This is a genomic window from bacterium, from assembly GCA_035691305.1.
In the GTDB taxonomy this organism is placed as follows: domain Bacteria; phylum Sysuimicrobiota; class Sysuimicrobiia; order Sysuimicrobiales; family Segetimicrobiaceae; genus DASSJF01.
The window spans coordinates 1-4,597 of sequence record DASSJF010000017.1 but is presented as its reverse complement, the minus strand read 5'-3'; the positions used below and the strand labels follow the sequence as shown (position 1 = coordinate 4,597).

The 4,597-nt window shown below is 70.1% G+C and carries 6 protein-coding genes and 1 tRNA gene; 6 read left to right on the top strand and 1 reads right to left on the bottom strand.

What is annotated here, in order from left to right:
* Window positions 1-56: 56 nt before the first annotated feature.
* The 4 genes from VFL28_03235 to VFL28_03220 are packed head-to-tail and all read left to right on the top strand — an operon-like array spanning window position 57 to window position 1,876.
* The gene (locus VFL28_03235) at window positions 57-779 is read left to right on the top strand and encodes an alanyl-tRNA editing protein (GenBank protein ID HET7263656.1); all 723 of its coding nucleotides are present in this window, start codon (window positions 57-59) and stop codon (window positions 777-779) included.
* Window positions 780-784: 5 nt separating this feature from the next.
* A complete protein-coding gene (locus tag VFL28_03230; protein HET7263655.1) occupies window positions 785-1,087 on the top strand; it encodes a YciI-like protein in 303 nt (100 codons plus the stop codon).
* A complete protein-coding gene (locus VFL28_03225; protein HET7263654.1) occupies window positions 1,084-1,392 on the top strand; it encodes an antibiotic biosynthesis monooxygenase in 309 nt (102 codons plus the stop codon). Before VFL28_03230 ends, VFL28_03225 begins: the two co-directional genes overlap by 4 nt.
* Window positions 1,385-1,876: a MarR family transcriptional regulator gene (locus VFL28_03220; GenBank protein ID HET7263653.1), complete on the top strand. Its 492-nt coding sequence runs from the start codon at window positions 1,385-1,387 to the stop codon at window positions 1,874-1,876. The genes VFL28_03225 and VFL28_03220 overlap by 8 nt, the downstream gene beginning before the upstream one ends.
* Here the strand turns inward: VFL28_03220 and VFL28_03215 are convergent.
* The gene (locus VFL28_03215; protein ID HET7263652.1) at window positions 1,830-3,044 is read right to left on the bottom strand and encodes an MFS transporter; all 1,215 of its coding nucleotides are present in this window, start codon (window positions 3,042-3,044) and stop codon (window positions 1,830-1,832) included. The two genes, VFL28_03220 and VFL28_03215, sit on opposite strands and share 47 nt — an antisense overlap.
* Window positions 3,045-3,167: 123 nt before the next feature.
* On the opposite strand from VFL28_03215, the gene VFL28_03210 reads away from it, so the two are divergent.
* Window positions 3,168-4,088: an LLM class flavin-dependent oxidoreductase gene (locus tag VFL28_03210; protein HET7263651.1), complete on the top strand. Its 921-nt coding sequence runs from the start codon at window positions 3,168-3,170 to the stop codon at window positions 4,086-4,088.
* A gap of 8 nt (window positions 4,089-4,096) precedes the next feature.
* Window positions 4,097-4,171 (top strand) — tRNA-Ala (locus VFL28_03205).
* Window positions 4,172-4,597 lie beyond the last annotated feature (426 nt).

The window sequence follows — 4,597 nt, the reverse complement described above, 5'->3', positions numbered from 1 at the left end:
GGGACGACGGAGGCGAGATGCTTGACTAAGTCAACTATCTTTGCCACGATGGCGCCATGACACAACTCCTGTACCTCGAGGACAGCTATCTCCGCGAGACCGGCGCCTCGGTGGAGTCGGCCGGCGAGGGGGCGGTCGTGCTCGACCGCACCGTCCTCTATCCGGGCGGCGGCGGACAACCGTCGGACGCCGGCGTGCTGCGATGGGAGGGCGGGGAGTGCCGCGTCGTCGAGATGCGCCGCGACGGCGGAGCGGTGTGGCACGTGCTCGATGGCCCGGCGCCGGCGGCCGGGACTCCGGTGCGCGCCGCGGTCGATTGGGACCGCCGCTACGCGATCATGCGGCACCACTCGGCGCTGCACGTGCTGGTCGGTGCGGTCTACCGGCTCTTCAATGCCAAGGTGACCGGGGGCGCGATCTATCCGGACCGGGCGCGGATGGATTTCTCACTCGAGGACCTCAACAAGGACCGCGTTGGAGAGATCGAACGGGAGACCAACCGCGTGCTCGCCGAGGACCGGCCGATCGCCGTGCGGTTTGTGACGCACGAGGAGTTCGCGCGCTCCGATCTCGTCCGGCTCGCGCGGGATCTTGTCCCGAAGGACGTCGAGCGGATTCGCGTGATCGAGATCGAGGGGTACGACGCGCAGGCCGACGGCGGGACGCACGTGCGGCACACCGGCGAGATCGGCGCGCTCCGCATCGTCAAGACTGAAAATAAGGGCAAGGCGAACCGGCGCCTCGAGATCCAACTGGCCGCGCCGGCCGCGGGCGGGTGAGCGCGATGGAACAAGTCGGCGTCGTTCAGCACTACGTGCTGCTGTACGAGGTCGTGGACAACTTTGTGGCGCGCCGGGCGCCGCACCGCGCGGCGCACCTCGCGCGCGTTCGCGACGCCAGCGCACGGGGCGAGTTGATCCTGGCGGGGGCGCTCGGGGATCCGCCGACCCGCGCGCTGCTCGTCTTCAGGAGCGCGGACCGCGGCGCGGCCCAAGCCTTCGCCGAGGCCGATCCCTACGTCCGCGAGGGTCTCGTCCGGCGCTGGGACGTGCAGCCGTGGGCCGTCGTCGCCGGAGGCACGCCGTGATCGCGCGCGTCTGGACGGCGCGGACGGCGCCCGTACGGGTGCCGCTCTACGCCGAGCATTTGCGCGCACGGGTCGTGCCGCAGCTGCGCGGCGTGGACGGCTACGCCGGCGCCTCGCTGCTCCGCCGCGACGCGGACGGCGAGGCGGAGATCGTCGTCGTGACGCGGTGGCGGTCCCTCGACGCGATCCGCGCCTTCGCCGGACAAGACGTCGAGGTCGCGGTGGTCGAGCCGGAGGCCGCGGCCCTCCTCACGCGGTACGACACGCGGGTCCGCCACTACGAGATCGTGAGCGAGGATGGCTGACCGCGCCCTCCCGGCGCGCGTCGACGCGGTCCGGGCGTTCAACCGGTACTACACCCGGCGGATCGGCCTGCTGCGCAAAGATTACCTCGGAAGCCCGTTTTCTCTGACGCCCGCCCGGGTGCTCTACGAGGTCGCGCGCCGGCCGCAGGCGACGGCCGCGGATCTCGGCCGGGATCTCGATCTGGACCCCGGGTATCTCAGCCGCATCCTGAGCGGCTTTGCGGGGCGGGGCCTCATCCGCCGGATCCCGTCGGCGTCAGACGGCCGCCGGCGCCTGATCGCGCTGACGGCGCGGGGACGGGATGCGTTCGCCCCGCTGGACGCGCGGTCGCACGACGAAACGGCGGCGATGCTGCGCCGTCTGACCGCGCGCGACCAGGCCCGTCTCGTCGGCGCGATGCAGACGATCCGCGCCCTCCTCGAAGCCGGAGAGCCGGTCAGGCCTCCCGTGCGCGCACGGCGCGGGCGGCGCTCTGCGCGGTGAGCCACGCGGCCGCGCCGAGCGGCGCGCAGAGGAGAAACGGTGCGGCGATCCCGAGCAGCGCCGCGGCGCCGCCGACGAGCGGTCCCACGAAGAACCCGAGATCGCCGGAGCTGTTGTAGACGCCCATCGCGCTCGTGTAGCGCTCCCGCGGCGTGATGCGCGCGATGAGCGTGGTGAAGCTCACCGGGACGATGCCCCCGAGAAATCCGTAGACGATGCCGAGCGCGACAAACGCGCCCGGGGTGTGCAGCAGCGGCACGGCGAGCGACGCGACGGCCCGCCCGACGACCGCCGGCACGATCAGCCGCTCCGCGCCGATCCGGTCCGCGAGCCGGCCCGTTGGAACCTGGCACAGCGCGTAGGCCAGGCCCTGGACCGCGAAGATCTCGCCGATCACGAGGACCGAGATCCCCTGCGCCGCCGCGTACAGCGGCAGAAACGTGGACCAGATCGCGGACACCGCGTAGAACAGGTGGTTCGCGACGAAGAGCCTCAGAAACGCCGGATCGCGCAGGACGTCCGCGGGATGAACGCGGGGGGCCGCGGCTTCGGGCCGACCCGGCCGCGTGATCAGCAGCACCACCGGCATGGCCACGAGGCTCACGGCCGTGCCGAGATAGAACGCGGCGCGGTCGCCGTACTGCGAGGCGACAAATCCTCCGATCGCCGGCCCGATGAGAAAGCCCGCGGACGTGACGGTCCAGAACGTCCCGAACGTCCGGCCCCGCGTGTGCGCGGCGGCCTCCTCGGCGACGCCGGCCATCAGCGGCGTCCACATCGAGGCGCGCGCGGTGCCGACCGCGGCCAGCGCCGCGCCGATGGCGGCCGCGGCCCGCGCCTGAGCGGCCCATACCATCGCTACCGCGTGCAGCGCCAGGCCGCCGATCAGCGTGCGCCGGCGGCCGACGCCGGCGGCGATCCTACCGACCTCGAGCTCCACCACGCCCATCGCGAGGTTGAGCAGGCTGGCGAGAAAGCCGACCTGGGCCGCGCTGTAGCCGATGCGCGCGATATGCAGCGGCAAGACCGGGACCACGAACTGCCAAGAGATCGCGGTCAAGAATCCCGCGGCTCCGAAGAGCCCGAGCCGGAGGTTCGAGACCGGCGCGGCGCCGGTCTCGGATGGGCCGTTCGCGGCCGTGACGCCGGTTCCGGACGACGAGGGCACGCGAACGAATTTGGACGCTGGGCGGTAGACTCCTCGAAGGCGCGAGGGAGGGCGGTCCCGCGGCGCGAACATCGCCGGGCGTGATACTCGGCAGCCTCAGGGCGTGATTCGGGAGGACGGCGCGTGCGATTTGCGATCTCGATCCCGCAGTTTGTCGGCGACGGGGCCTTCGATCCCGCCGAGTTTCGCGCCCACATGGCCCGGGCCGAGGCCCTGGGGTTTCACAGCGCGTGGACGCAAGAGCAGGTCCTCGGCTCGATGCCGCACCTCGCGCCGATGGAGACGATGACGTATGCGGCCGCGTGCACGGAGCGCATTCGCATTGGGTGCGCCGTATTTGTCACACCGCTGCACAGCCCGGTCCATCTTGCCAAGAGTCTGAGCACGCTCGACCAGATCAGCCGGGGCCGTCTCGAGGTCGGGGTGGGGATCGGCGGGCGGCGGATGTTCTCCGCATTCGCGGTCGAGCCCGACCATCTCGTGACGCGCTTTGTCGAAGGGCTTCAGCTGATGAAGGCGCTGTGGACGGAGTCTCGCGTGACGTTCAAGGGCCGGTACTGGCAGCTCGAGGGCGCCGCGATGGAGCCGAAGCCGCTGCAGAAACCGCACCCGCCGGTCTGGTTCGGCGCCGCTCATCCGGACGCTGTGCGGCGGGCCGTCCGGCTCGGCGACGGTTTCTTCGGCGCCGGATCGCAGCCGACGGTCCGGTTCGCGGAACAGGTGCGGGTGCTACGCGAGGCCGTGGCGGAGGCCGGCCGATCCGTGGACGGTTTCCCGATCGCGAAGCGCGTCTATATCGCCGTCGACGAGGACACCGCGCGCGTCCGACAGCGGGTCCACGCCGCGCTGCACGCGCTGTACGCAAACTCGGGCGCGCGGAATCTGGAATCGGTGGCGGTCTTCGGTCCGCCGAGCGCGTGCGTAGACGGCCTCCGTGAGGTGGCGAACGCGGGCGCCGGGATGATTCTGCTGACCCCGCTGTTCGACGAGACCGCGCAGATGGAGCGGCTGGCGGCCGACGTGATCCCGCGCATGCTAGAATGAAAGCGCGTGGGGACGTAGCTCAGTGGGAGAGCACCTGCTTTGCAAGCAGGGGGTCACGGGTTCGAATCCCGTCGTCTCCACCAGCCCTTATCTATCAACGAGTTCCGCGAGTTTGAGCCGCTAGCAAGCCCCGAAAAAGCAGGTGATCACCCCGAAACTGAATATCAGAGAGCCGTCGAGACATTTCTCCTCAACCGTAGGGTAGGAAACTGCTCGTCCCGGACGATTGGCAATTACACGGTAAGTTTGGAGCGGTTCGGACGGACACTCGGGCTTCGGAACCTCACCGACGCCACCCCCCTCGGCATTCAACGCTATCTTACCGGATTGAGCGAAACCCTCAAACCCGCCAGTGTCCACTTCTATTTTCGGCCCCTGAGGACGTTTTTTCGCTGGTGTGTCGAAACGGGGCTGCTGGCGGACACCCCCGCGCGGGGGATTCGCGTCAGAGTGCCTCGGATGTTACCACGTGTGCCAGAAGATGAAGACGTGCGACGGCTGCTGCAGAT